The organism is Halomonas sp. JS92-SW72 (assembly GCF_003547075.1).
GTDB classification, from domain to species: Bacteria; Pseudomonadota; Gammaproteobacteria; order Pseudomonadales; family Halomonadaceae; genus Halomonas; species Halomonas alkalicola.
In genome coordinates this window covers 193,605-217,878 of sequence record NZ_CP032147.1, presented here as the reverse complement: position 1 = coordinate 217,878, position 24,274 = coordinate 193,605, and the positions used below count along the sequence as shown (strand labels likewise).

Below are 24,274 nucleotides of genomic sequence, written 5' to 3'. Positions count from 1 at the left end.
GTCACCGCGTCCCCCTTGCGCCGGATGAAGTCCCTCGCCCGCCGGCTGATCGCGATGGCCATGCACTGCTCTCCGGGGTCAGCGTGCGGCCTCGACCGTCGGAGCGACGGCGGCGGGGAAGTGGTGGCGGGTGCGGTTGGCGATGCGCACCAGGGCCAGCATCAGCGGCACCTCGACGAGCACCCCCACCACCGTGGCCAGGGCCGCGCCGGACTGCAGGCCGAACAGGGCGATGGCGGCGGCCACCGCCAGCTCGAAGAAGTTGCTGGCGCCGATCATCGCGCCGGGTGCAGCCACGTTGTGGGGCACCTTCCAGGCCTTGGCCCAGCCGTAGGCGATAAAGAAGATCAGCACCGTCTGGATGATCAGCGGGATGGCGATCAGCAGGATATGCAGCGGGTTGGCCAGTATCACGTCGCCCTGGAAGGCGAACAGCAGCACCAGGGTCACGATCAGCCCGATGGGCGTCACCGGGCCGATACGCTTCATGAAGACGTTGTCGTACCATTCGGCGCCGCGGCGGGCGATCAGGGCGCGCCGGGTCAGGACGCCGGCGGCGAGCGGAATCACGATATAAAGAAAGACCGACAGCGCCACCGTATCCCAGGGCACCTGGATATTGGAGATGCCGAGCAGCAAGACCACGATGGGCGCGAAGGCGAAGAGCATGATCAGGTCGTTGAGCGACACCTGCACCAGGGTGTAGGCGGCGTCGCCCCGGGTCAGGTAGCTCCACACGAAGACCATGGCGGTGCAGGGCGCGGCACCGAGCAGGATGGCCCCGGCCAGGTACTGCCTGGCGAGCTCCTCTGGAATGAACGGCCGGAACACCACCATCAGGAAGAACCAGGCGATGGCGAACATGGTGAAGGGCTTGATCAGCCAGTTCACCGAGGTGGTGATGACAAGCCCCTTCGGCTGGCGACGCACGCCGAGCACCGCGGAGAAGTCGATCTGCGCCATCATGGGGAAGATCATCGCCCAGATCAGGATCGCCACCGGGATCGACACCTGGGCCACCTCGAAGCGCGAGAGCGTCTCGGGCACCGCCGGGGCGAACTGGCCGAGCAGCACCCCGGCGACGATGGCCAGCGCCACCCATACCGAGAGGAAGCGCTCGAAGAGTCCCATGCCCTCCGTGGTGCTGGGTGTCTGGGATTCCTGGCGTGTGGTCATGGGCAAGGTCCTGTGGCCGGCGGGTGTATATATGGTATTACATATATTCTAAGGCCGGTGGCGGCGCTTGGCCACTCGGTGCATGACGCTCACCCCGTGGCTGGCGCGTTGCGCTGGTCCGGGGCGCGCCGGAAGGCCGGCGAGACCTCGGTCGGGTCCTGATTCCGGCGCTGCTCGGCGGCGGCCTCGGCCCACCAGGTGAGCTGGCCCAGGGTGCGCCCGAAGTAGCCGGCCCAGCGGTCCGGGTCCTCTCGGAAGCGGCCCTCCTCGTCGAGGGCTTCCTGGGCCTTCGGCACGTGGATCATCGCCGAGACCGGCAGGCAGCCGAGCTCGGCGAGGAAGGTGCGCAGGGACACCGCCGCCCGGGCGCCGCCCCACTGGCCGGCGGAGTAGGTGACGATGGCGCTGGGCTTGAAGGCGAACAGCGAGCTGCCGAAGTGGTTGAGCAGGTGCGAGAGCGCCGGGCTCATGGAGTGATTGTACTCGGGGCTGACCATGACGTAGCCGTCCGCGGCCGTGATCTTGCCGGCCAGGGTCTCCAGGGCCTCGGGCACCTTCGATTTCGCATAGGCGAAGTGGGGCTTGAAGACGGCGCCGAGCTCGATCGCGAGCGGGTCGATCAGCTCCACGCTGGCGCCGTTGGCCTCCAGCAGCTCTACGCAGGCGCGGGCCACCCGCAGGCCGAGCCCAGGAAGACCAGGTAGTAGGGCATGGCGGAGGCTCCTCACGAAACATTGTTTCTCCCACCCTAGCAGGCTTTGCCCTTCCCACCGATAACCTCTCCGGGCCTGCTATCATGCCGCCTCCAGACGATGAGGATGCCCCGTGACCACAAGCTCGACCCTGCGACTCGACGGCATCGGCATCGGCACGCTATCGGCCGTGTCGCTGAGCGTCGCCGCCGGCGACATCCATTGCCTCTCCGGCCCCAGCGGCTCCGGCAAGAGCCGGCTGCTGCGCGCCGTGGCCGACCTCGAGCCCCATGCCGGCCAGGTGTGGCTGGGGGAGGTCGCCCAGTCGTCGTTGCCTGCCCATGCCTGGCGCGCCCGGGTGATGCTGGTGCCGGCGGAGAGCCAGTGGTGGGCGGACAGCGTCGGCGAGCACCTTCCGGCGTTTCCCGCCGCCGAGGACCTGGCGGCGCTGGGTTTCGAGGCGTCTGTGCTGGGCTGGCAGGTGTCACGGCTCTCCTCGGGGGAGAAGCAACGCCTGGCGCTGCTGCGCGCCATCGCTCAGGGACCTTCGGCGCTGCTGCTCGATGAGCCCACGGCCAACCTCGATGACGCCACCACCCGCCGGGTCGAGGCGTGGCTGATGGGCCATGCCCGTCAGCGCGGCTGGCCGGTGCTCTGGGTGGCCCACGACCCCGGCCAGATCGCCCGGGTGGCGAGCCGCCACTGGCGGATCGACGGCACCGAGCTCAGGGCAGAGGAGGTGGCGCCATGGAGGTGATACCGCTGGCCTGGTGGCAGCTGGCGCTGGCCGCGCTGATGGTGGTGGGGCTGGCCGGCTGTACCGCGGCCCTGCGCCTGGGGATGAGTCGCAGCCTGCTGATCGCCGCGGCTCGCACCGTGATCCAGCTGGGGCTGATCGGCCTGGTGCTGGAGGCGCTGTTCGCCGCCGAACGGCTGCTGTGGGTGGTGCTGATGGCGCTGGCCATGCTGCTGATCGCCGGCCGGGAGGTGATGGCGCGTCAGAAGCGGCGCCTGAGCGGCGGCTGGGCCTTCGGGATCGGCACCCTGGCGATGTTTCTCTCCTCGTTCACGGTGACCGTGCTGGCCCTCACCGTGATCATCGGCCCCGACCCCTGGTACCGGCCCCAGTACGCCATCCCGCTGCTGGGGATGCTGCTCGGCAACACCATGACCGGCGTGGCCCTGGCGCTGGATCGCCTCACCGACAGCGCCTGGCGCCAGCGGGCGGTGATCGAGAACCGCCTGATGCTCGGCGAGCCCTGGCAGGTGGCGATCGGCGACATCCGCCGCGAGGCGATGCGCAGCGGCCTGATGCCGATGATCAACGCCATGGCCGCCGCCGGGGTGATCAGCCTGCCCGGCATGATGACCGGCCAGATCCTGGCCGGCACCGCACCGGGACTGGCGGTGAAGTATCAGATCCTGATCATGTTCGCGATCACCCTGGGCACCGGTTTCGGCACCCTGGCGGCGGTGGCCGCGGGCAGCCGGCGGCTCTTCGACGACCGCGAGCGGCTGCGTCTCGACCGCCTGGTGGCGTCGCGGCGCTGATCAGGGGTGGGAGAGGAACGCCGCCACGATGGCCACGAGTGCTTCGGGGCACTCCCGGTGGGGCACGTGGCCGCAGGGCAGCAGGCTCGGCGCGGCGGGCCCGGGGGTCCGGGACGCGATGCGCCGGGGCTGGGCCAGGGAGCCGAACTCGTCGTGCTGGCCATGGATCGCCAGGGTCGAGCAGCGTACCCGCGCCAGGGCGTCGTCCAGGTGCCAGTCGTCGAAGGCCTCGGTCTGCCAGGTGTCGACCCAGGCACGCAGCACCCACTGTGCCCGATCGCCGTGGTAGCGGGCCAGGCGCGCCAGCTGCTCCGGATCGCGGAAGGCCGCCTCGGCCTCGCGGATGCCGGCCAGGATGCGCGGCTCCATGTAGGCCTGGGCCGCCACGGTGATCAGCGCCTCGCAGCCGTCGGCGTACTGCCCCGCCGCCTCGATGGCCATGCCGCCGCCCACGCTGTGGCCGAGCAGCACGAAGCGCTCGAGCCCCAGCGCCTCGCGCAGCGCGGCGAAGGTGGTGCGCGCCTCGTCGGCGATGAAGGTGGTGGGCAGCTGGCCGGGGTAGGGGGCGGAGCGTCCGAACCCCAGGCGGTCATAGGCGATCACCTCGCGGCCGGTAGCCTCGGCCAGCCGTTCGGGAAAGCCGCGCCACAGCGCCACGCAGCCCAGCGAATCGTGCAGCAGCACGATGGGGCTCTGCGCCGCCGATGGCGTCTCTGGCCGCCAGCGGACGGCGTGGATGCCGCCCGCCGGGGTCTCTAGGGTGAGGACCTCCATCAGTCGATCAGCTCGACCGCCACCGCGGTGGCCTCGCCGCCGCCGATGCACAGGCTCGCGATGCCGCGCTTGCCGCCGCGGGTGCGCAGGGCGTGGATCAGGGTGGCGATGATGCGCGAGCCGGTGGACCCGATGGGGTGGCCCTGGGCGCAGGCGCCGCCGAAGACGTTGACCTTGTCGTGGGGGATGTCGAGCCCGTCCATGGCCAGCAGGGTGACCACCGCGAAGGCCTCGTTGATCTCGAACAGGTCGACGTCATCCACGCCCCAGCCGAGCTTCTTCATCAGCTTGTCGATGGCGCCCACCGGGGCAATGGTGAACTCGCTGGGGTGCTGGGAGTGGGTGCTGTGGCCCAGCATGCGCGCCAGGGGCTTGGCGCCGAGGCGATCCGCCGCTGCCTGGCTGGCCAGGATCAGCGCCGAGGCACCGTCGGAGATGGAGCTTGAGTTCGCTGCGGTGATGGTGCCCTCCTTGGCGAAGGCGGGGCGCAGCGAGCGAATCTTGTCCAGCTTGGCCTGGAAGGGCTGCTCGTCGTGGCTCACCACGCTCTCGCCTTGGCGGGTGGTGACGGTGACCGGGGCCATCTCGGCGTCCAGGTGACCGGCATTGGTGGCCGCCATGGCGCGCTCCAGCGAGGCGATGGCGAAGTCGTCCAGGCGCTCGCGGCTGTAGTCGCGGGCGCTGGCGACGTCCTGGGCGAAGACCCCCATCAGCTTGCCGGTTTCGGCGTCCTCCAGGCCGTCGAGGAACATATGGTCCTTCAACTCCCCATGGCCCAGGCGGTAGCCGGTGCGCGCCTTGGTCAGCACATGGGGGGCGTTGGACATGGACTCCATGCCGCCGGCCAGCATCACCTCGGCGCTGCCGGCGCGGATCAGGTCGTAGGCCAGCATGGTGGCCTTCATGCCGGAGCCGCACAGCTTGTTGATGGTGGTGGCGCCGATGGCATCGGGAATGCCGGCCTGGCGCATGGCCTGGCGGGCCGGACCCTGCTTGACGCCGCCGGGCAGCACGCAGCCGAGGATGCCCTCGTCGATGCTGGCGGCCTCGATGCCGGCGCGCTCGATGGCGGCGCGGATGGCGACGGCGGCGAGCTCGGGCGCGGTCATGCTCGACAGGCTGCCGAGCATGCCCCCCATGGGGGTGCGGGCGGCGGAGAGGAAGACGATATCGCTGGAGTGGCTCATGGTGATTCTCCCGATGTGGCGTGCGGTTCCCGGTGGAGCCGCCTTGTGATTGTAAGTCGAGATCGCGGGTTGGCCCGCGCTGCGTTGACCCGCTGGCGGGGCTGTGCTTTTCTCAGGGTCAACCAAGCAAGCGCTAGTGTAAACGTCGATGAATGTAATGAATGAGTCACCGCGCCGCAAGGAACTGACCCGCCAGGCCGCCCAGCTGTTCGTCCAGGAGGGCTTCGATCGCACCACGGTGCGCATGCTGGCCCAGGAGATGGGCATCAAGTCCGGCAGCCTCTTCCACCATTTCCGCGACAAGCAGGAGATCCTCGCGGCGGTGATCGAGGAGGGGACCCAGAATGCCCTGGTCATCGCCCGCGAGGCCCTGGCCCGCTGCGACAGCAGCGCCGACGCCCGGCTGCACGCCATGGCGCGCGCCCACCTGGAGACCCTGCTCACAGACCGCAACGCCCACGTGGTAGCGCTCTACGAGTGGCGCCGCCTCGACCCCGATGCCCGCGCCCACCTGAGCCACCTGCGTGACGCCTACGAGGAGCTCTGGGAGCAGGTGATCGACGAGGCCCTGGCCGAGGGGCTGATCCACGGCGACCGCTTCCTGGTGTCGCGCTTCGTGATGGGCGCGCTCAACTGGACGGTGCGCTGGTACGACCCCGCAGGGCCTCGCACCCCCGACGACCTGGCCGACGAGCTGGTGGCGATGATCACCCGTCGTCCCGCCTGAGCCGCTCACCACGCTTTCTCTCCGGCCCTTTCCTCTCCGCACCTTTCCTCTCCGCACCTTTCCTCTCCGCCCCGCCCCTTTCCTGCCCGCCGCCGTCCGTCCCCGAGCCGCCCTCCGGCGGCTCGCTCGACCATGGTCTAGTCGCTTCACGAGCTCCCGCCCTTGCCCTGTTCGCGAGGAGTCGCTAGCTTGGACCTAGCGCTTGATAGGTTGACGCTTACGTTAACTGAATCTATCCAGAGAGCCTACAACAACCATAAACCGCCAGATGAGGACCGTCATGAGCCCGCAAGCGAGCCTGCCCGACTATCGCGCCTACCTCGAGACCTTCTCCGTCGATGAGATGATCGCCCGCCTGGACGATCACCGTGACGGCAAGGCCAACGCCTTCGAATCCTGCTGCGGGCGCCACCTGCGCGCCGGCCGCGGCGATGTGCTGGCGCTGGTCCAGGAGGACACCCAGGGCAACGTCAACACCCTGACCTACGCCGAGCTGGAGGCCGAGAGCGCCCGGCTCGCCGGCTGGTTCGCCGAGCAGGGCCTGGGGGTAGGCGACCGCATCGCCTGCATGCTGCCGCGCTCCCCGCAGCTGCTGGTGGCGGTGCTGGCCACCTGGCGCATCGGCGCCGTCTACCAGCCGCTGTTCACCGCCTTCGGCCCGGATGCCGTGGACTACCGCCTGGGCCGCGCCGACACCAAGCTGGTGATCACCGATCACGCCAACCGCTTCAAGTTCGACGGCCTGACCCAGTGCCCGCCGGTGCTGGCGGTGGGCGGCCCGGACGCCGACCACGCAGGCGACCTGGACTGGGCCGATGCGCTGGCCCACTCGCCGATTGAGGCCAGCCCGCCGCGCCTGGGTCGCGACGCGCCCTTCCTGCAGATGTTCACCTCCGGCACCGTGGGCAAGCCCAAGGGGGTGGCGGTGCCGCTGGCCGCCATGACCGCCTTCGCCCTCTACATGGAGCTGGCCGTGGACCTGCGCGAGAGCGACCGCTTCTGGAACATGGCCGACCCGGGCTGGGCCTACGGCCTCTACTACGCCATCGCCGGGCCCCTGCTGCTGGGGGTGACCACCCACTTCTGCGAGGCGGGCTTCAGCGCCGAGGGGGCACTCGCCTTCATGAAGCGCCACCGCATCACCAACTTCGCCGCCGCGCCCACCGCCTATCGCCTGATGAAGGCCTCGGGGCTGTTCGACAACGCCCACTCGACGCTGTCGCTGCGCGCGGCGAGCTCCGCCGGCGAGCCGCTCAACACCGAGGTGGTGACCTGGGTGGAGCGCTCCCTGGGCTGCCCGGTCATGGACCACTACGGCCAGACCGAGACCGGCATGACCTGCAACAACCACCACGCCCTCGACCATCCCAAGCACGTCGGCGCCATGGGCGTGCCGATGCCGGGCTACCGCCTGGCGATCCTCGACGCCGAGTACAACGAGCTGCCCCCGGGCGAGCCGGGCGTGCTGGCGGTGGACATCAAGAACTCCCCGGCGCACTTCTTCGCCGGCTACACCTGGCAGGAGAAGCACCCCTTCGCCGAGGGCTACTACCTGACCGGTGACGTGGTGATCAGAAACGAGGACGGCACCTTCCAGTTCGCCGGCCGTGACGACGACATCATCACCACCGCCGGCTACCGGGTCGGGCCCACCGACGTGGAGAACAGCGTGATGACCCATCCGGCGGTGGCCGAGTCCGCCGCCGTGGGCCAGCCTGACGAGATCCGTGGCGAGATCATCAAGTCCTACGTGGTGCTGCGCGAGGGCTTCGAGGCAAGCGAGCAGCTGGCCGACGAGATCCGTCAGCAGGTCCGCGAGCGGCTCTCCACCCACGCCTTCCCGCGGGTGATCGAGTTCGTCGATGAGCTGCCCAAGACCCCGAGCGGCAAGATCCAGCGCTTCAAGCTGCGTGCCGATGCCGTCGAAAAGGCCGACGCGGCGCCGGCCAAGTAACCCAAGGACCCCGATATGCACGTCAAGGACAATACCTTTCTGATCACCGGTGCCGCCTCCGGGCTGGGGGCGGCCACCGCCGAACGCCTGGTCGCCGCGGGCGGCCGGGTGGTGCTCTGCGACCTCTCCGACGCCGTAAAGGCCCACGCCGAGCGCCTGGGCGACGCCGCCCGGGCGGTACGCGGCGATGTCACCTCCGGTGACGACATCCAGGCCGCCGTGGACGCCGCCGTCGAACTCAGCGGCGGCCGCGGCCTCGCGGGTGTAGTGCACTGCGCCGGCGTGGTCAGCGTGGCCAAGCTGGTCGACCGCGAGGGCAACCCCGCCGATCTGGACGCCTACGCCCGCACCATCAACATCAACCTGGTGGGCACCTTCAACGTGATGCGCCTGGCCGCCGCCGCCATGGCAAAGAATGCGCCGGGCGAGGAGGGCGAACGCGGGGTGATCATCAACGTCGCCTCCATTGCCGCCATGGACGGCCAGGTGGGGCAGTGCGCCTACAGCGCCTCCAAGGCCGGCGTGGTGGGCATGAGCCTGCCCGCGGCCCGGGAGCTCTCGCGCCACGGCGTGCGGGTGATGGCCATCGCCCCAGGGGTGTTCGAGACCCCGATGATGAGCGAGATCCCCGACGAGGCGGCTCAGGCCCTGGCCGCCGCCGTGCCCTTCCCCAAGCGGCTCGGCCGGCCCGAGGAGTTCGCCCGCCTGGCTGAGCAGATCATCACCAACGTGATGCTCAACGGTGAGGTGATCCGCCTCGACGGCGGTATCCGCATGCAGTAGACGAGAAATCAAACGAACGCTTGACTCTCGAGGCGGTGGCGGCTAATTTCAAACGAATGTTTGAAAGCGGCCGCCGCCGCCTTCGCGTCCCTATGACTCGGTGCCCCCATGTGGCCCGGCCGTGGAACTGGAGAGATCGAGATGCCCGACTATCAGGCCCCCCTGCGCGATATCCGCTTCGTGATGGACGAGATGCTGGACTACCCGGCCCATTACGCCCGCCTGCCCGGCGGCGAGGAGGCCAGCCCCGACGTGGTGGCGGCGATTCTCGAGGAGGGCGCTCGCTTCGCCCGCGAGGTGCTGCTGCCGCTGAACCAGAGCGGCGATCGCGAGGGCTGCCTGCTGGAGGGCGGCGAGGTGAAGGCGCCCAAGGGCTTCAAGGAGGCCTACGCCCAATACGTGGAGGGTGGCTGGCCGAGCCTCGCCGCCGACCCCGCCCACGGCGGCCAGGGCCTGCCGCACTCGCTGGCCATGGTGCTCAACGAGATGATCTGCTCCACCAACCTGGCCTGGGGCATGTACCCGGGGCTCTCCCACGGCGCCGCCGACGCCCTGCGCCACCACGGCACCGAGGAGCAGCAGGCCACCTACCTGACCAAGCTCGTCGAGGGCACCTGGACCGGCACCATGTGCCTGACCGAGCCCCACTGCGGCACCGATCTCGGCCTGATCAAGACCCGCGCCGTGCCCACCGATGACGGCGCCTATGCGATCACCGGCACCAAGATCTTTATCTCCGCCGGCGAGCACGACCTGGCCGAGAACATCGTCCACCTGGTGCTGGCCAAGCTGCCCGACGCCCCCGAGGGCTCCAAGGGCATCTCACTGTTCGTGGTGCCCAAGTTCATGCCCAACGAGGCGGGGGAGCCCGGCGAGCGCAACGGCGTGGTGTGCGGCTCGCTCGAGCACAAGATGGGTATCCACGGCAACGCCACCTGCGTGATGAACTTCGATGCGGCGAAAGGCTTCCTGGTGGGTGCGCCCAACAAGGGCCTGGCCTGCATGTTCACCATGATGAACGCCGCCCGCATCGGCGTCGGCATCCAGGGCCTCGGCCTCACCGAGGCGAGCTTCCAGAACGCCCTGGCCTACGCCCGCGACCGCCTGCAGATGCGCGCGCTCTCCGGTCCCAAGGCGCCGGAGAAGGCCGCCGACCCGATCATCGTCCACCCGGACGTGCGTCGCATGCTGCTGACCCAGAAGGCCTTTGCCGAGGGTGGCCGGATGCTGACCCTCTACACCGCCCAGATGATCGACGTCGTCGAGCACGGCACCGATGCCGTCGAGCGCGAGCGCGCCGAGACCCTGCTGGGCCTTCTGACCCCCATCGTCAAGGCGTTCCTCACCGAGGTGGGTTTCGAGGCCACCAACGAGGGCGTGCAGGTCTTCGGCGGCCACGGCTTTATCCAGGAGTGGGGCATGGAGCAGCTGGTGCGCGATGCTCGCATCACCCGTCTCTACGAGGGCACCACCGGCATCCAGGCCCTCGACCTGCTCGGCCGCAAGGTGCTGATGAGCCAGGGCGAGAGCCTCAAGGTCTTCACCAAGGAGATCCACAAGTTCTGCCAGGCCGAGGAGGGCTCGAGCGAGCTGGCCGAATTCGTGCGCCCGCTGGCCAAGCTCAACGCCGAGTGGGGCGAGCTGACCATGAGCATCGGCATGAAGGCCATGTCCGACCGCGAGGAGGTGGGCGCGGCCAGCGTCGACTACCTGATGTACTCGGGCTACGTGACCCTGGCCTACCTGTTTGCCCGCGCCGCGAAGCAGGCCCGCCTGGCACTCGCCGAGGGCAGCGATGAGGCCGCCTTCTACCGCGCCAAGCTCGATACCGCGCGCTTCTTCTTCCAGCGCCTGGTGCCGCGCACCCGCACCCACAAGGCCGCTATCGAGGCCGGCGCCGAGTCGCTGATGGCGATCAGCGCCGAGGATTTCGGCCTGGGCTTCGAGATCTAGCACTCTCTCGGTCGCAAGGAAGTTCGACTTCCAGGACGATCGGTGGCTTGGCGGCGGGGGCTCCCCGCCGCTTTTTTTTATTGTCGACTTTCCTGTCGTCGCGCTGGTTCAGGGGGCGAGGGCGAGGCATCATGTGTCGCCCCGATCCTGACCCACAAGGATTCCCGCCAGCATGACCGCGACTTCCCACCTGGATAACGCCCTGGCCTCCCTGACAGGGGAGAACCCCCTGGAGGCCTGCCTGGACGCCCTGTTCGGCTGGCTGCGTGCCGGCGAGCCCGAGCGGGTCGGCGAGCGCCTCGATGCGCTGATGCAGGCGCTGGGCGACGACCCGGAGCGGGCCCGCATCCTGGCCGAGGGCATCCTCGGGCGGTTCTCCGAGCTCGAGATCTACCCGTCGCTGGTGCGGCTGGGGATCCTCTCGCGGGAAGGGCTGTTCAGCGAGATGTCCACCCGGCTCTATGATCGGCTGAACCCGCCGCCGGTGGACCTGGACGACTCCAGTGATCTGCTGGCAAGCCTGATCACCCGCCACGACAAGCCCTGGCTCGAGGCCCTGCCGGCCCATGGCTGGCTGCGCCTCGGCCGCGTGCTGCTGGCCGCCCTGGATGACGATACCCGCCGCCGGGTCCGCGTGCACCTGCAGGAGGAGTGCCTCTATGCCCTGGAGATGCTGGCCATCTGGGTGGCGGCGGAGGAGCTCGACCCCGAGCTGATGCGCATCGACGAGCGGCTGACCCGCATCGACTCCCCCTTCATCGCCCTGCAGCGAGAGGTCCACGCCTTCGTGGAGTTCCGGGACACGGCGGCGGGGGAGACGCGAAGGGACGACTATCCGGCCATCGACCACCTCTGGGTAATGCTCGAGCAGTGCAACGACCAGGTGGCCCGCTTTCGTCGGCGCGGGGCCGGCAGCCTGGGCTCCTCGGTCAATGCCTCCTACCTGATCGAACGGCTCGAGGACACCCTGAAGCGCATCGAGCGGCTGATCCTGCTGACCAGCCCGCAGCCGCGGATCGCCTGCACCCGCAGCGGCCTCGCGCTGTGGCGGGAGCTGCTGCTGGCGACCGCGGAGAAGGGCAGCCTGCGCGCGGTATGGAAGAAGAGCACCCGGATGATGTCGCGCAGCATCACCCAGAACAAGAGCGACCACGGCGAGCGCTATATCTCCCGGGACATGCGCAGCTACCTGGGCCTGCTGGCCACCGCCGCCGGGGCCGGGGTGATCATCGCCGTGATGGCGCTGATCAAGATCACCATCGAATCCTGGGGGCTCTCGCCGCTGCCCCAGGCCCTGCTGGTGAGCCTCAACTACGGCCTGGGCTTCGTGCTGGTCCACCTGCTGCACTTCACCATCGCCACCAAGCAGCCCGCCATGACGGCGGCGAGCTTCGCCGCCGAGGTGGAGCGCAATCGCCGCGGCCGATCCGTCAGCCGCAAGCTAGGCAGGCTGCTGCTTGACGTGAATCGCTCCCAGTGGGCGGCCGTGTGGGGCAACGTCTGCGCGGCGCTGGCCACCGCCCTGGTGATCACCTCGGCGGCCATGGCGGTCAGCGGTAGCGCCCTGTTGGCCAGCGACCAGATCGCCTACCAGCTCAGGGCCATCTCGCCGGTTCAGAGCCTGGCCCTGCTCTACGCGGCCATCGCCGGCGTCTGGCTGTTCTGCTCCGGGATCATCGCCGGCTTCTTCGACAACCGCGCCGACCATATCCAGCTGGGGCGGCGGCTCATGGGCCATCCCGCCCTCCAGCGCCTCTCGCCGGCGCGACGCCAGCGCCTCGCCCACTATCTGCACGAGAACTACGGGGCGCTTGCCGGCAACTTCCTGTTCGGCGTTCTGCTGGGCATGACCGGCTACCTGGGCCATCTGCTGGGCCTGCCGCTGGATATCCGCCACGTGGCCTTCTCCTCCGCCAACCTCGGCTACGCCAGCTTCAGCGACTTCCAGGGCGTGGGACTCTTCCTGATCGGCTTGCTGTTCGTGATGATGATCGGCTTCGTCAATCTCTGGGTCAGCTTTTCCCTGGCGCTGATGGTGGCGCTACGCTCGCGCGCCTGCCGGATCGAGCCGGGCGTGCTGCTGGCCGGCGTCTGGGAGGAGATCCGCCGCGAGCCGCTGCGCCTCTTCCTGCCGGCGGTGCTTTCCGGCAGGAAGAGCGGTTAGGCGCAGGCCCCCCGAAGGGAGCCGGCATCCAGGCCCCCGGCATGGTGGGGCAGGGCCAGCCGGGCAGGGCCGGCGGTGGCCCAGGGAGACGAGCTACCAGCCGAGCCGTCGTCGCAGCAGCGACAGCAGCGCCTGGAGGGGGCCCGATACGTCGGCCGGGGAAGGGGTTGGGGAAGTATTCAGGGAAGCGGGCCGTTCAGGCTTTTGGCGGGTGCCGGTCAGGGCATTGCCCCGGGCCAGCTGCGTCAGGAAGGCGATCTCGCTCTCGCTGAGCGGTTCGCGGGGGTGTTCCAGGACCTTGTGCATCGCGGTTCACCTCGTTCAGGAGGGACAGGAAGGAACAGGAAGGGGAGTGGCGCCCGGGCCGCGTCGGCCGCGGGCGCCTGCTGCCGCTTCGATCAGCGGCTCGTCTCCTCGATGGCGGAGAGCATGGCGTCGAGCAGGGTCACGCCCTCGTCCCCGTAGCGCCGCTCGATCACCTCCCGCACGGCAGGCTGGGTGGCCGCGACGAACGCCTCGCGGGCCTCCGGCGTGATGGTGTTGACCTCCATGCCCCGCGAGAGCTTCGGCAGCCCGCCCTCCGAGGCCTCGATGATCCGCGACATGGCGCGGCCGGCATCCACCGCTACCTTGGAGGCCCAGTCGACCACCCGCTGGTGCTCCTCGGAAAGGCTGGCGTAGAACTCGTCATTGATCAGCCACAGGTAGGGGGTGATCAGGTGGTTGCTGATGGTCAGGTAGTCCTGCACCTCATCGAAGTTGGCGAAGGCGGTCTGCTGGATCGGGTTCATCTGCCCGTCGGCCACGCCGGTCTGCAGTGCGGTATAGACCTCGGACCAGGCCAGCGGCGTGGCGCGGGCGCCCAGCGCGTTGATCATGGCCTCGTGGGTGGGCAGCGTCATGGTGCGGATGCGCATCCCTTCCATGTCCGCCGGCGCGGTGATCGGGCGCTCGGAGTTGGTGAAATGGAAGAAGCCGCCGCTGTCGAGCAGGCCCAGCAGCTTGAGCCCGTCGGTGTGCCCTTCCAGGTCCTCCGCCAGCATCTGGCCGAAGTCGCTGGAGAGGTCGATCACCTCGGTGGCGACGCCGATGTTCGGGAAGGCGAAGGGGATGTCGAAGATGCCGATGCGCGGGTAGTGCTCGGCGATGCCGCCCGCCGAGGAGATCGACGACTCGACGATGCCCTGGCTGACCTGGTTGATGACGTTGGCGTCATCGCCCAGCTGGCCGGCCGGGTAGATCTCCACCTTGAGCTCGCCGTCGGTGGCGGTTTCCACCAGCTGCTTGAAGACCGCGGTCATGGCGCCGGAGTTGCTCGCCGTGGCCTCGGCCGGGTTGAGGTGGGCGATGCGCATGGTGGTGGCGGCATGGGCCGAGGCGCTGGCCAGCATGGCCAGCGACAGGGTGGCGCTGGCCAGGGCCCGGCGAGAGAAGGGCAGGGTGCGAAGGGTAGGGGTCATGGATGGCTCCTTGGGTGTGACGACGGTCGGGTGGTCGGGTGTGATGACGCTCGCGTGAGCGAAGGGTCTGCCAGTGGCCGGCATCAGCCGGCCAGCCCGAGCAGGCGGGGAACGAAGAGGGTGATCGGCTGCCAGTAGGCCGCCACGATCAGCACCAGCAGCTGGGCCACGATGAAGGGCCACAGCGAGCGGGTGATCGCCTCGATGCGCTCGCCGGTGACGGAGGCCAGCACAAAGAGGCAGGCCCCCACCGGCGGTGTCATCAGCGAAATGGTCAGCGAGAGGATGATGATCATCCCGGCATGCACCGGCTCGAGGCCGATGGCCAGGGTCAGCGGCGCCAGCACCGGCGCCAGGATGATCAGCGCGGCGTTGATGTCCATGAACAGCCCGATGAAGAGCAGCAGGGCAATGATCATGCCCACCACCACGGCCGGGTTCTCGGAGATCGACAGGAAGCCCGAGGCGATGAGCTGGGGAATCTGGTTGAAGGTCATCCACCAGCCGAGGATCGAGGCCGAGGCGATGATCAGGAAGATCACTCCGGTGATCAGGGCGGTGCGGGCCAGCATCTGGTAGAGGTCGCGCAGCCCGACGTTGCGGTAGATGACGCAGCCCACGAACAGCGCATAGAAGACGGCCAGGGCGGCGGCCTCGGTGGGAGTGGTGATGCCCGTGAGGATCGCCGCCAGGATGAAGACCGGCAGGATCAGGGCCAGCAGGCTGTAGCGAAACTCCCGGAGGATGCGCATCAGGCTGGGGCCCCGGTCATCCTTGGGGAGGTTGAGGCGGCGCGCCGTGGCGGCGATCAGGCACATGCAGACCAGGCAGAGCAGCAGCCCCGGGATGATGCCGGCGGCGAAGAGCCCGGCGATCGACACCCCCATCAGGGAGCCATAGATGATCGCCAGGGTGGAGGGCGGGATGATCGGCCCGATGATCGAGCCCGCGGCGGTCACCGCACAGGCATAGGGGCCGGAGTAGCCCGCCTTCTTCATGGCCGGCACCAGGGTGTTGCCGAAGGCCGCCGCATCCGCGGTGGCGGAGCCGGTGAGCCCGGCAAACATCACCGAGGCCAGCATGTTGGAGTGCGCCATCCCCCCGCGCAGCCAGCCCACCAGCGCCTGGGCGAAGTTGACCAGGCTCATGGTCAGCCCAGAGCGGTTCATGATCTCCCCGGCCAGGATGAAGAAGGGCATCGCCAGGAAGGGGAAGAGGTTCAGCCCGGAGAAGAAGCGGTCGGGCACCATGGCGAGGAAGCGTCCCCCGCCCATGTCGAAGATGCCGATCATGCCGGCGACCCCCAGCACGATGCCGACCGGCATGCCGAGGAAGAGCAGAAGGAAGAAAGCGGAAGCGACGATGGCCATGGGGCGTATCCTTCAGGCGCGGACCTGGGCGGGCTGGGGGGCTCTTTCGAGGAGGTCTCGGGCGGCGCCGAGGGCGAGCTGCAGGCACGCCAGGCCCGAGGCGATGGGGATGATCAGGTAGGGATAGCCGCGGGGAATCCCGAAGATCATGGTGGACTGGTTGAAGCCCCGCTCCACGTAGGTCAGCCCGTGGTAGAACATGATGGCGAAGAAGGCGAAGCCGATCAGGTCGAAGGAGAAGGCCAGCGTCTTTCGCATCAGGCGCGGCAGGCGGTCGAAGATGACCAGCATGCCGACATGCTGGCGCTTGCAGATGCCGAGCGAGACCGCGAGCAGGGCCACCCAGATCATCAGGTAGCGAGCCAGCTCCTCGGTAAAGGTCAGGTTCCAGGGCAGCACATAGCGCGACAGTATGCCGATCCATACGGTGACGACCAGGATCGTCAGCATGGCCACGGCCAGGCGTTCCACCCAGAGGTTGAGGGTCTCGCTGATGAGGGTGAGGCGATGGTGCAGCGTTGTCATGGTGGCGTAGGCTCTTGAGTCATTCGGCTGCCTGTCACCATTCAATAAGCGTTCCACCTCTTGATAAGTCGAATAAAAACAAAGATTTCAGTCCGAATTGACTGTGGAAAGGTGCGGGGTGCTTGCGAGGCGTTTCATCATGATGGTGCATCGATGCACCGCAAGAAGGCGTTGGAAAAGGCGGGGGTGAAGCGGCGTTATGTCCCGGGGGAATATAGACCGATAAGTTCGGTAATGATGGCGATCACTTTCCACAAATAGAAAGGGAATAAATACGCAGAATCACCGGGCGATTCGTGGGGAATCTCCGGGGAATGGGGGGGGAGGTTTCTGGGGAGTGGGTGGGAGTTGTCAGGCGCGTGATGCGGTCGGTCAGGGGCTCCTCAGCTCGTGGTGGTGCCGCTGTTTCGCTGGGTAAGCCAGCTCAAGGCATCGAGCTCATCCAGGTCGTCATGCAGGGTTTCGATCCGCTTCAGGCGCTCCTGTCCCTGGTGAAGCTCATGGTGGAACAGCGAGCTGCACAGCAGGTTCATCACGCTCATGGCGGCGGAATAGCTGTCGAAGAGTGACTGCGAGCGCACCTCGCAGACGAAGGCCCAGGTGGCGTTCTGGGTCGGCTCCGCCGCCGAGGGGTCGGTCAGCAGCAGGGTGCGGGCCCCCTGCCGGCGCGCGATCTCCAGGATGCGCGAGACCAGGGCCACGCGGCGGCGCATGCCCACCATGATCAGCACGTCGCCCTCGGCGATATCGACGAGGTCTTCCGCCAGGGTCTGGCCCGCCCGGGGCAGCAGCGCCACGTCGGGCCGCACGATCTGCAGCTGCCGCTGCAGGTAGCTGGCCAGCATGTGGCTGTTGCGAAACCCGGCAACGTGCACGCGCCTGGCGTGGGCGAGGGCATCCACGGCGTCCCGCAGCCGGTCGGGGCGGATCGACTCCAGCGTCAGGGTCAGGTTGTCGCGCTCCTGGGCCAGGTGGTCGGCAATGGGCTGGCTCGCCTGGGTCGAGCCCGGCTGGCCGCCGGTGGGCGATGCGGAGGAGAGATAGACCGGTGAGCCCCAGCGCTTGGCCTCTCGGGCCTGCTGGCGCGCCTCGTTGAAGTCCCGATACCCCAGGCGCTGGAAGAAGCGCGAGGCCGCGGCGCGGGACGTGCCCGCCGCCTGTGCCAGTTCGCCGGCGCTGTAGGTGGCGATGTCGCCGGGAAAGCTGAGCAGCAGGTCGCCCAGGCGCTTCTCCGCCGGGGGCAGGGCGTCGTAGTGCGCATGGATCCGCGCTTCGAGCGAGTGGGGGTCTTGGCGTTGGGTCATGGGGCGATGATGCCATCCTCGGTCGCGATTGGAAACAGATTTTCAATCATTGACAGATTGAAAATTGTATTTCAGATTGGATGGCATTCGATCACGCCCGTTCACACCCCCATTTTCGTTATGCCCCCAGCCAGCCGGCGTGAGCCTGTCCGGCGCCAGGCCCGGGGCCAGCCCAAGGATGCCCATGAAACCGCTGATCCCCCACGACACCCTGCATCACCATGCCAATCCGCGCGCCCGGCGCGGGGAGCCGATCGGCCCGCGGCCCCGCGCCGTGCTGACCCAGGAGGCCATGCGCGAGGCCCGCGAGGAGATTCGCGCTTGGCCAGGCTACCGGCCCACCCCGCTGCTGGCGCTGGAGGGGCTGGCGGCGGCGGCAGGGGTCGGCCAGGTGTTCTACAAGGACGAGGCCCACCGCTTCTCGCTGAACAGCTTCAAGGCCCTCGGCGGCGCCTACGCCGTGCTGCGCCTGCTGAAGTCGCGGCTGCCGGCGGGGGTCACCACCGAGGCGCTGCTGGCGGGGGAGCACCGCGAGGCCGTCGGCGAGATCACGGTGTGCTGCGCCACCGACGGCAACCATGGCCGCTCCGTGGCCTGGGGGGCGCAGCAGTTCGGCGCCCGCTGCGTGATCTACCTGCATGCCACCGTCTCCCGGGGGAGGGAGGAGGCCATTGCCCGCTTCGGTGCCGAGGTACGCCGGGTGGGCGGCAACTATGACGACTCGGTGCGCCAGGCGGCGCGCGACGCCGAGGCGAACGGCTGGTTCGTGGTCTCCGACACCTCCTACCCCGGCTACATGACGGTGCCGCGGGATGTCATGCAGGGCTACACGGTGATGGTCGATGAGGCCACCCAGCAGCTCGACGCGCCGCCGACCCACTGCTTCGTCCAGGGCGGCGTGGGCGGGCTTGCCGCGGCGACCCTGGCCCAGCTCTGGGAGGCCTACGGGGCCGATCGGCCGCGGGTCGTGGTGGTGGAGCCCGAACAGGCCGCCTGCCTCTACGCCAGCGCCCGGGCCGGCGCCCCCACCGCCGTGGAGGGCGAGCTCGAGACCCTGATGGCGGGCCTGGCCTGCGGGGAGGTCTCCCTGCTCGCCTGGGAGGTGCTGGACGAGGGCATCGACGACTTCATGACCGTGAGCGACGCCGCCGCCGTCGACGCCATGCGGCTGCTGGCCGATGGCGTGGACGGCGACGCCCCGCTGGTGGCCGGCGAGAGTGCGGTGGCGGGCCTGGCGGGACTGTTGATCGCGAGCCAGGACCCGGCGCTGCGCCGCGCTCTCGGCCTGGATGCCCAGAGCCGCGTGCTGCTGATCGGCAGCGAGGGGGCCACCGACGAGGCGGTCTATCGGGAACTGGTCGGCCGCTCCTCGGCCGAGGTGATGGCGGAGGTGGCGACTCATGCGTGATGCCCTGCGAATCAACGGCCAACGCCTGGTGGCCCGCCTGGCCGCCCTGGGCGAGATCGGTGCCCTGGAGGGCGGCGGCGTCTGCCGGCTGGCGCTCAGCGACGAGGACCGCCAGGGGCGGGAGCGCGTCATCGGCTGGATGCGGGAGCTCGGGCTCAGCGTCAGCGTGGATGCCATGGGCAACCTCTTCGGCCTGCGCCCCGGGCGCGAGGACGGACCGCCGGTGATGACCGGCTCCCACATCGACACCGTGCGCACCGGCGGCCTCTACGACGGCAACCTGGGCGTGCTGGCCGGCCTCGAGGTGATCGAGACCCTCAACGACGCCGGCATCACCACCCGTCGCCCGCTCTGCGTGGCGGCGTTCACCAACGAGGAGGGCGCCCGCTTCGCCCCGGACATGATGGGCAGCCTGGTCTACGTGGGCGGTATGCCCCTGGAGGAGGCGCTCGAAACCCGGGGCATCGACGGCGCGCGGGTCGGTGACTGCCTGGACGCCATCGGCGCCCGGGGCGAGGCGCCGGTGGGCGCACCGGACGTACACGCCTTCGTGGAGCTGCACATCGAGCAGGGGCCGGTGCTGGAGGAGTCCGGCGTGACGATCGGCGCCGTGGAGAAGGTGCAGGGCATCTCCTGGACCGAGTTCACCTTTACCGGGACCTCCAACCACGCCGGCACCACCCCCATGCGGCTGCGCCACGATGCGGGCTACGCGGCCATGGCCACCGCCACCTTCGTGCGCGAGCTGGCGACCCGCCTCGGCGGTGACCAGGTCGGCACCGTGGGCGCCCTGACGCTCTCCCCCAACCTGGTGAACGTGGTGGCCAACCGGGCGCGCTTCACCGTGGACCTGCGCAACACCGACAACGAGATCCTCAAGCAGGCCGAGCGGGCCCTGGCCGACTTCGTGACGCAGCTGGCCGAGGAGGAGGGGATCGAGGTGGAGCGCCGCACCCTGGCGCGCTTCGACCCCGTGCCCTTCGACCCCGCCATGGTGGACCGCGTGGAGGGCAGCGCCCGGGCCCTCGGTCATTCGGTGATGCGCATGCCCAGCGGGGCCGGCCACGATGCCCAGATGCTGGCCAGGGTCTGCCCCACCAGCATGATCTTCGTGCCGAGCGTCGGGGGCATCAGCCACAACATCAAGGAGTACACGGCGCCCGACGACCTCGAGGCCGGTGCCAACGTGCTGCTGCAGGTCCTGCTGGGCCTGAGCGAATGACGCCCCGTCAGCACGCCTGTCCCCCATTCGCTCACCGGAAGGAGTCCCCATGAGCCGTAAACTGATCGTAGGCGCCGCCCAGCTCGGCCCCATCGGCCGCAACGAGACCCGCCGCCAGGCCGTCTCCCGCATGATCGAGCTGATGCGCGAGGCACACGCCCGCGGCGTGCAGCTGGTCGTCTTCCCGGAGCTGGCGCTGACCACCTTCTTCCCGCGCTGGTACTTCGAGGACTCGGCCGAGGTCGATGCCTTCTTCGAGCAGGAGATGCCAGGCCCCGAGACCCGGCCGCTGTTCGAGACGGCGCGGGAGCTGGGGGTGGGCTTCTACCTGGGCTATGCGGAGTTGGCCCGGGAGGCAGGGCGGGTGCGCCACTTCAACACCTCCATCCTGGTCGATGGCCACGGCGAGATCGTCGGGAAGTACCGCAAGATGCACCTGCCGGGGCATCACGAGCACGAGCCCTGGCGCCCCTTCCAGCACCTGGAGAAGCGCTACTTCGAGCCCGGCGACATGGGGTTCGGCACCTGGCAGGCGTTCGGCGGCACCATGGGCATGGCGCTGTGCAACGACCGGCGCTGGCCGGAAACCTACCGCATGCTGGCCCTGCAGGGCGCCGAGCTGATGATGCTGGGTTACAACACGCCGATGCACTACCCGCCGGTGCCGACCCATGACCACCTGCAGGGGTTTCACAACCATCTCTGCATGCAGGCCGGGGCCTACCAGAACGGCATGTGGGTCGTCGGGGTGGCCAAGGCGGGCCGCGAGGAGGGCTGCGAGCTGCTCGGCCAGAGCTGCATCATCGCCCCGACCGGCGAGATCGTCGCCATGGCGGGAAGCGTCGAGGACGAGCTGATCACCTACGCCTGCGACCTCGATCGCACCCGCGAGATCCGCGAGCACATCTTCAACTTCGGCCTCCACCGCCGCCCGGAGACCTACGGCCTGATCACCGACCCCAAGGCCGCCGGCTGACGCCCCTCGGGTGTGGCACCTGTCGGCAGGTCGGGGGTGACTGGCCAGCGGGCCCGGGCAGGGCCATGATGATGCTCTCGTCTCCGCCTCGCCGGCGGGAACGCGTTCACCCGCCACCTGCCCGAGGAAACGCCCATGACTCGAACGACTCACCTGCAGGAGCTGCTCCGGGTGCTGCGCCACCACCAGGGCCCGATCGGCGGGCCCGAACTCGCCAGGGCGCTTGGCGTGACCCTGCGCCACCTCTACCAGGACATCGCCGTGCTGCGCGCGGTGGGAATCGAGGTGGTCAACGAGCCGGGCCGCGGCTATGTGCTGCCGCCGGAGGTCAAGCTGCCGCCGGCGGCCCTGGCCGAGCCGGCCCCGGCCGCTGGCGCTCAGGATCAGCCCGCCGCGCTTATCTTCTATACCAACCCCCTCTCCCGGGGCGGCATCGTCCACTGGATGCTCGAGGAGCTCGGCGCCACCTATCGCATGGTGACCCTCGAGTACGGCGCCGCCATGAAGACGCCGGAGTACCTCGCCATCAACCCGCTGGGCAAGGTGCCGGCGATCCGCCACGGCGAGACGGTGGTGACCGAGGCCGCGGCCATCTGCGCCTACCTGGCCGATGCCTTCCCCGAGGCCGGCCTGGCCCCGCCCTCCGCCGCCCGGGGCGACTACTACCGCTGGCTGTTCCTCGCCGCCGGCCCCCTGGAGAGTGCCATCGCGCTGAACGACCTTGGCGTTGCGCCCACACCGGAGCAGGCGATGCGCCTGGGCTCTGGCGACTACTGGGCCCTGGTCGAGACCCTGGCCGCGGCCGTGGCGGGCAGGCCCTATATCGCCGGCGACGCCTTCAGCGCCGCGGATGTCTATGTCGGCTCCCATATCGGCTGGGGCATGCAGTTCGGCACCCTGCCGCGCCGCCCGGAGTTCGAGGCCTACTGGGCCGGGCTGCGCGAGCGGCCGGCCCACCGGCGCTGCGAGGCCCATATCGAGCAGGTGCTGGCCCGGTAGGGATCATGGCGATGGGACGCCCAGCCGGTCATCTTGCGAGCCTTCCGCTGCACCTCATCCTGCCGGTGCTGGCGCTGCTGCTCTGGTCGCTGTCGGGCAGTGCCTGGGCCCGCTGGCTCTTCCTGCCCGCCTGGGTGCTGGCCACCCAGCTGATCGCCGCCGGCAGCCTGGAGGCGGCCCGCCTGCGCCGCCGCGCCTGGCTGGGGCAGTACCTGCGTGACGGCTCCCCCTGGCATCATCGGCTGCGCGGCGGCGTCCTGATGTTGGCTCGCCATCAGCTCCTTGGCGCCCTGCTGGCGCTGGTGCTGCTGGTGAAGCTGCGGGGGCTGCCCCTGGCCGCCTGGCCGCTGCTGCTGGCGGGGGCATTCGGCGTCGCACTGGCCCGCGGTTGGCTGCACCGGCGCCTGGCGCCGCACGTGATCGAGGCGCGTCTGCCGGCGGTCACCCGGCGCCTGCTGGTGGGGCCGGTCGCCGGCCTGCTGGCCCTGGCGCTGGTCGGGATGGCCCTGTGGCTGCCCCAGCCATGGCTCGTCGACCTGGGCTGGGAGGCGGCGCTACTGCGCCACCTGCCGGCCGGCGAGGGCGGATCGCTGCTCGCCTTCTTCGAACGCTTGGCGGCCGCCGCCGAGATCACCCGGGCCTGGGCGATGCAGAACGCCGAGGCGCAACTGTCGCTGGGGGCGCCGCTGGCGCTGCTGGGGTGGCTGCTGATGCTGCTGACCCAGGGCGCCCTTGCTTGGGCCTTCGTGCGCCTGCTGGTCGGTGCCGATGCGCTGCGCGGCGAGGGAATAGCGAATCGGCGCCAGGAGGAGGCCCCATGAGCGACGCGACCCTGCCCCGTCGGGAAGGGCAAGCCCCCACGCGCGGCTGGCACAGCTGGGGGCTCTCGCTGCTGGTGGTCCTGCTGCTGCTGGTGCTGCTCGAGGGTGGCCACCGCTGGCTGGAGTCGCGCAGCCAGGCGCCGCTGTTCCGGGTGATCGTGGCGGGGGAGTCGCTGACCCTGGATGCGCAGGCCCATGCCGACTTTACCCGGGACCTCGCCACACTCACCGGCGAGGCCCAGGCGCGGCTCGCGGCGCGCATGGCGCCCTGGTGGGAGGCGCGCCTCGAGGCGGCCTTCGACCCGTTGGCCTCGGCGGTGCCCGGCTATCTGGACTGGTACTTCTCCGCGCCGGGCAGCTACCAGCGGCTCGCCGTGGCCCTGGTCGGCGATCTGGATGCGTGGCTGGACGAACAGCTTCACGAGCGGCTGGTGGTTCCCAGTGGCCTGGAGGCGGCGCTGGCCCAGCTCCAGGCGGACTATCCGGAACGCCTGGCCCGCGAGCAGCAGGCGATGGCCGAGGGCCTGGCCGCCACGCTTCACGAGCGCTATGCCCCGCGCCAGGTGGCCGCGGAGCCGGGGGAGGGCGAGAGCCCCGCCCTCGACCTGGACGCCGTACTGCGGCACGCCCTCGATGAGGGCCTGGATCGTTCGCGCTGGAGTGCCGCGGCGGTGGGGGGAAGCGGCGTGGGGCTGGTGGCGGGCCGAGCCCTGGCCGGGCGGCTGGGGGCTGGCGCCGCCGTGCAGGGCAGCCGCATGGCGCTGCGCAGCCTCGCGCTGCGTCTTGGGACCGGTGCGGCGCGCTCGCTGGCCAGCGGCGGGGCGGCGGCGGTGGCCACCTCGCCGACCGGCCCGGGGGCCGTGGTGGTGGGCACGCTGACCACGGCGGTGACCCTGGCCGGCATCGCCGGCAGCGAGTACGCCTTGCTCAAGGGGCAGGAAGCGCGCTATCGCCCGGCCATGGAGGCCCAGCTGCAACAGGCCCTCGACGAGGCCCGTGCCTCTCTGGCCCTGAGCCTCGAGGCCGCCACCGTTGCCATGGCCCGCGACATGGAGGCGCGGGTGAACCGCGTAGTTTCGCCGGATGGTGCGACGGAAGAGGTGGGCAACAAGGCGACGCCCGAGGCCTACCGTATCCTTGGCAGGTGGGGCGTAACGGCCCCAGGATTTCTACCGGCTCCCGTCAAGTTCGGGATACACTCGGCGTTCGCGAACCGGACGCCCTGACA

At 69.5% G+C, this 24,274-nt stretch carries 22 protein-coding genes; 13 read left to right on the top strand and 9 right to left on the bottom strand.

Annotated elements, in window-relative coordinates; translation table 11 throughout:
* Positions 1-78 precede the first annotated feature (78 nt).
* Both arsB and D1793_RS00975 read right to left on the bottom strand, forming a co-directional pair.
* On the bottom strand, positions 79-1,176 hold the full coding sequence (gene arsB, locus D1793_RS00980; RefSeq protein ID WP_119020493.1) for an ACR3 family arsenite efflux transporter: 1,098 nt from the start codon (positions 1,174-1,176) through the stop codon (positions 79-81).
* An 89-nt stretch (positions 1,177-1,265) separates the two neighbouring features.
* The gene (locus D1793_RS00975; protein ID WP_119020492.1) at positions 1,266-1,904 is read right to left on the bottom strand and encodes an NAD(P)H-dependent oxidoreductase; all 639 of its coding nucleotides are present in this window, start codon (positions 1,902-1,904) and stop codon (positions 1,266-1,268) included.
* Positions 1,905-2,001: 97 nt separating this feature from the next.
* Between D1793_RS00975 and D1793_RS00970 the strand changes: the two genes are divergently transcribed.
* Together D1793_RS00970 and fetB are read left to right on the top strand one after the other, a co-directional pair.
* A complete protein-coding gene (locus D1793_RS00970) occupies positions 2,002-2,625 on the top strand; it encodes an ATP-binding cassette domain-containing protein (protein ID WP_119020491.1) in 624 nt (207 codons plus the stop codon).
* Positions 2,616-3,419, top strand: coding sequence for an iron export ABC transporter permease subunit FetB (gene fetB / locus D1793_RS00965; protein ID WP_119020490.1), 804 nt, complete (start codon positions 2,616-2,618; stop codon positions 3,417-3,419). The genes D1793_RS00970 and fetB overlap by 10 nt, the downstream gene beginning before the upstream one ends.
* Here fetB and D1793_RS00960 read toward each other — a convergent pair whose 3' ends face one another.
* Positions 3,420-4,193 carry an alpha/beta fold hydrolase gene (locus tag D1793_RS00960; RefSeq protein WP_119020489.1) on the bottom strand — a complete coding sequence of 258 codons (774 nt, stop codon included), beginning with the start codon at positions 4,191-4,193 and terminating at the stop codon, positions 3,420-3,422. It lies immediately after the preceding gene.
* Positions 4,193-5,380: an acetyl-CoA C-acyltransferase gene (locus D1793_RS00955; RefSeq protein WP_119020488.1), complete on the bottom strand. Its 1,188-nt coding sequence runs from the start codon at positions 5,378-5,380 to the stop codon at positions 4,193-4,195. Before D1793_RS00955 ends, D1793_RS00960 begins: the two co-directional genes overlap by 1 nt.
* A gap of 157 nt (positions 5,381-5,537) precedes the next feature.
* On the opposite strand from D1793_RS00955, the gene D1793_RS00950 reads away from it, so the two are divergent.
* The 5 genes from D1793_RS00950 to D1793_RS00930 all read left to right on the top strand — a co-directional run bounded on the left by D1793_RS00950 (position 5,538) and on the right by D1793_RS00930 (position 12,961).
* Positions 5,538-6,107 (top strand): TetR/AcrR family transcriptional regulator, encoded by a 570-nt coding sequence (locus D1793_RS00950; protein WP_119020487.1) that lies wholly within the window; start codon positions 5,538-5,540, stop codon positions 6,105-6,107.
* A gap of 280 nt (positions 6,108-6,387) precedes the next feature.
* A complete protein-coding gene (locus tag D1793_RS00945) occupies positions 6,388-8,061 on the top strand; it encodes an AMP-binding protein (RefSeq protein ID WP_119020486.1) in 1,674 nt (557 codons plus the stop codon).
* A gap of 15 nt (positions 8,062-8,076) precedes the next feature.
* A complete protein-coding gene (locus D1793_RS00940) occupies positions 8,077-8,844 on the top strand; it encodes an SDR family NAD(P)-dependent oxidoreductase (RefSeq protein ID WP_119020485.1) in 768 nt (255 codons plus the stop codon).
* A gap of 141 nt (positions 8,845-8,985) precedes the next feature.
* A complete protein-coding gene (locus D1793_RS00935; RefSeq protein ID WP_119020484.1) occupies positions 8,986-10,797 on the top strand; it encodes an acyl-CoA dehydrogenase C-terminal domain-containing protein in 1,812 nt (603 codons plus the stop codon).
* 172 nt (positions 10,798-10,969) lie between these two features.
* Positions 10,970-12,961 carry a recombinase gene (locus tag D1793_RS00930; protein WP_119020483.1) on the top strand — a complete coding sequence of 664 codons (1,992 nt, stop codon included), beginning with the start codon at positions 10,970-10,972 and terminating at the stop codon, positions 12,959-12,961.
* A gap of 93 nt (positions 12,962-13,054) precedes the next feature.
* Here the strand turns inward: D1793_RS00930 and D1793_RS00925 are convergent, their stop codons facing one another.
* The 5 genes from D1793_RS00925 to D1793_RS00905 form a co-directional block, all read right to left on the bottom strand.
* Positions 13,055-13,267 carry a hypothetical protein gene (locus D1793_RS00925; RefSeq protein WP_119020482.1) on the bottom strand — a complete coding sequence of 71 codons (213 nt, stop codon included), beginning with the start codon at positions 13,265-13,267 and terminating at the stop codon, positions 13,055-13,057.
* Positions 13,268-13,359: 92 nt separating this feature from the next.
* On the bottom strand, positions 13,360-14,421 hold the full coding sequence (locus D1793_RS00920) for a DctP family TRAP transporter solute-binding subunit (RefSeq protein WP_119020481.1): 1,062 nt from the start codon (positions 14,419-14,421) through the stop codon (positions 13,360-13,362).
* Positions 14,422-14,504: 83 nt separating this feature from the next.
* Complete coding sequence (locus D1793_RS00915) at positions 14,505-15,791, bottom strand: TRAP transporter large permease (RefSeq protein WP_110069773.1); 1,287 nt, start codon at positions 15,789-15,791, stop codon at positions 14,505-14,507.
* Positions 15,792-15,803: 12 nt separating this feature from the next.
* Complete coding sequence (locus D1793_RS00910) at positions 15,804-16,316, bottom strand: TRAP transporter small permease (protein ID WP_119020480.1); 513 nt, start codon at positions 16,314-16,316, stop codon at positions 15,804-15,806.
* Positions 16,317-16,699: 383 nt separating this feature from the next.
* Positions 16,700-17,620: a MurR/RpiR family transcriptional regulator gene (locus tag D1793_RS00905; protein WP_119020479.1), complete on the bottom strand. Its 921-nt coding sequence runs from the start codon at positions 17,618-17,620 to the stop codon at positions 16,700-16,702.
* A gap of 184 nt (positions 17,621-17,804) precedes the next feature.
* Here D1793_RS00905 and D1793_RS00900 point away from each other — a divergent pair, with 184 nt between their 5' ends.
* The 6 genes from D1793_RS00900 to D1793_RS00875 all read left to right on the top strand — a co-directional run bounded on the left by D1793_RS00900 (position 17,805) and on the right by D1793_RS00875 (position 24,272).
* Complete coding sequence (locus D1793_RS00900) at positions 17,805-19,028, top strand: diaminopropionate ammonia-lyase (protein WP_205527606.1); 1,224 nt, start codon at positions 17,805-17,807, stop codon at positions 19,026-19,028.
* Positions 19,021-20,250, top strand: coding sequence for a Zn-dependent hydrolase (locus tag D1793_RS00895; protein WP_119020477.1), 1,230 nt, complete (start codon positions 19,021-19,023; stop codon positions 20,248-20,250). Before D1793_RS00900 ends, D1793_RS00895 begins: the two co-directional genes overlap by 8 nt.
* A 49-nt stretch (positions 20,251-20,299) precedes the next feature.
* Positions 20,300-21,226 carry an N-carbamoyl-D-amino-acid hydrolase gene (locus D1793_RS00890; RefSeq protein ID WP_119020476.1) on the top strand — a complete coding sequence of 309 codons (927 nt, stop codon included), beginning with the start codon at positions 20,300-20,302 and terminating at the stop codon, positions 21,224-21,226.
* A 135-nt stretch (positions 21,227-21,361) separates the two neighbouring features.
* Positions 21,362-22,225, top strand: coding sequence for a glutathione S-transferase N-terminal domain-containing protein (locus tag D1793_RS00885; protein WP_119020475.1), 864 nt, complete (start codon positions 21,362-21,364; stop codon positions 22,223-22,225).
* A gap of 11 nt (positions 22,226-22,236) precedes the next feature.
* On the top strand, positions 22,237-23,046 hold the full coding sequence (locus D1793_RS00880; RefSeq protein ID WP_119020474.1) for a hypothetical protein: 810 nt from the start codon (positions 22,237-22,239) through the stop codon (positions 23,044-23,046).
* Positions 23,043-24,272: a hypothetical protein gene (locus D1793_RS00875; protein ID WP_119020473.1), complete on the top strand. Its 1,230-nt coding sequence runs from the start codon at positions 23,043-23,045 to the stop codon at positions 24,270-24,272. Before D1793_RS00880 ends, D1793_RS00875 begins: the two co-directional genes overlap by 4 nt.
* Positions 24,273-24,274 lie beyond the last annotated feature (2 nt).

Bases quoted from the DNA above. Each gene is read 5' to 3' on its own strand.
- arsB (WP_119020493.1), bottom strand. From the start codon at position 1,176: ATGACCACACGCCAGGAATCCCAGACACCCAGCACCACGGAGGGCATG.
- fetB (WP_119020490.1), top strand. From the start codon at position 2,616: ATGGAGGTGATACCGCTGGCCTGGTGGCAGCTGGCGCTGGCCGCGCTG.
- D1793_RS00960 (WP_119020489.1), bottom strand. From the start codon at position 4,193: ATGGAGGTCCTCACCCTAGAGACCCCGGCGGGCGGCATCCACGCCGTC.
- D1793_RS00955 (WP_119020488.1), bottom strand. From the start codon at position 5,380: ATGAGCCACTCCAGCGATATCGTCTTCCTCTCCGCCGCCCGCACCCCC.
- D1793_RS00950 (WP_119020487.1), top strand. From the start codon at position 5,538: ATGAATGAGTCACCGCGCCGCAAGGAACTGACCCGCCAGGCCGCCCAG.
- D1793_RS00945 (WP_119020486.1), top strand. From the start codon at position 6,388: ATGAGCCCGCAAGCGAGCCTGCCCGACTATCGCGCCTACCTCGAGACC.
- D1793_RS00940 (WP_119020485.1), top strand. From the start codon at position 8,077: ATGCACGTCAAGGACAATACCTTTCTGATCACCGGTGCCGCCTCCGGG.
- D1793_RS00935 (WP_119020484.1), top strand. From the start codon at position 8,986: ATGCCCGACTATCAGGCCCCCCTGCGCGATATCCGCTTCGTGATGGAC.
- D1793_RS00930 (WP_119020483.1), top strand. From the start codon at position 10,970: ATGACCGCGACTTCCCACCTGGATAACGCCCTGGCCTCCCTGACAGGG.
- D1793_RS00925 (WP_119020482.1), bottom strand. From the start codon at position 13,267: ATGCACAAGGTCCTGGAACACCCCCGCGAACCGCTCAGCGAGAGCGAG.
- D1793_RS00920 (WP_119020481.1), bottom strand. From the start codon at position 14,421: ATGACCCCTACCCTTCGCACCCTGCCCTTCTCTCGCCGGGCCCTGGCC.
- D1793_RS00915 (WP_110069773.1), bottom strand. From the start codon at position 15,791: ATGGCCATCGTCGCTTCCGCTTTCTTCCTTCTGCTCTTCCTCGGCATG.
- D1793_RS00910 (WP_119020480.1), bottom strand. From the start codon at position 16,316: ATGACAACGCTGCACCATCGCCTCACCCTCATCAGCGAGACCCTCAAC.
- D1793_RS00905 (WP_119020479.1), bottom strand. From the start codon at position 17,620: ATGACCCAACGCCAAGACCCCCACTCGCTCGAAGCGCGGATCCATGCG.
- D1793_RS00900 (WP_205527606.1), top strand. From the start codon at position 17,805: ATGAAACCGCTGATCCCCCACGACACCCTGCATCACCATGCCAATCCG.
- D1793_RS00895 (WP_119020477.1), top strand. From the start codon at position 19,021: ATGCGTGATGCCCTGCGAATCAACGGCCAACGCCTGGTGGCCCGCCTG.
- D1793_RS00890 (WP_119020476.1), top strand. From the start codon at position 20,300: ATGAGCCGTAAACTGATCGTAGGCGCCGCCCAGCTCGGCCCCATCGGC.
- D1793_RS00885 (WP_119020475.1), top strand. From the start codon at position 21,362: ATGACTCGAACGACTCACCTGCAGGAGCTGCTCCGGGTGCTGCGCCAC.
- D1793_RS00880 (WP_119020474.1), top strand. From the start codon at position 22,237: ATGGGACGCCCAGCCGGTCATCTTGCGAGCCTTCCGCTGCACCTCATC.
- D1793_RS00875 (WP_119020473.1), top strand. From the start codon at position 23,043: ATGAGCGACGCGACCCTGCCCCGTCGGGAAGGGCAAGCCCCCACGCGC.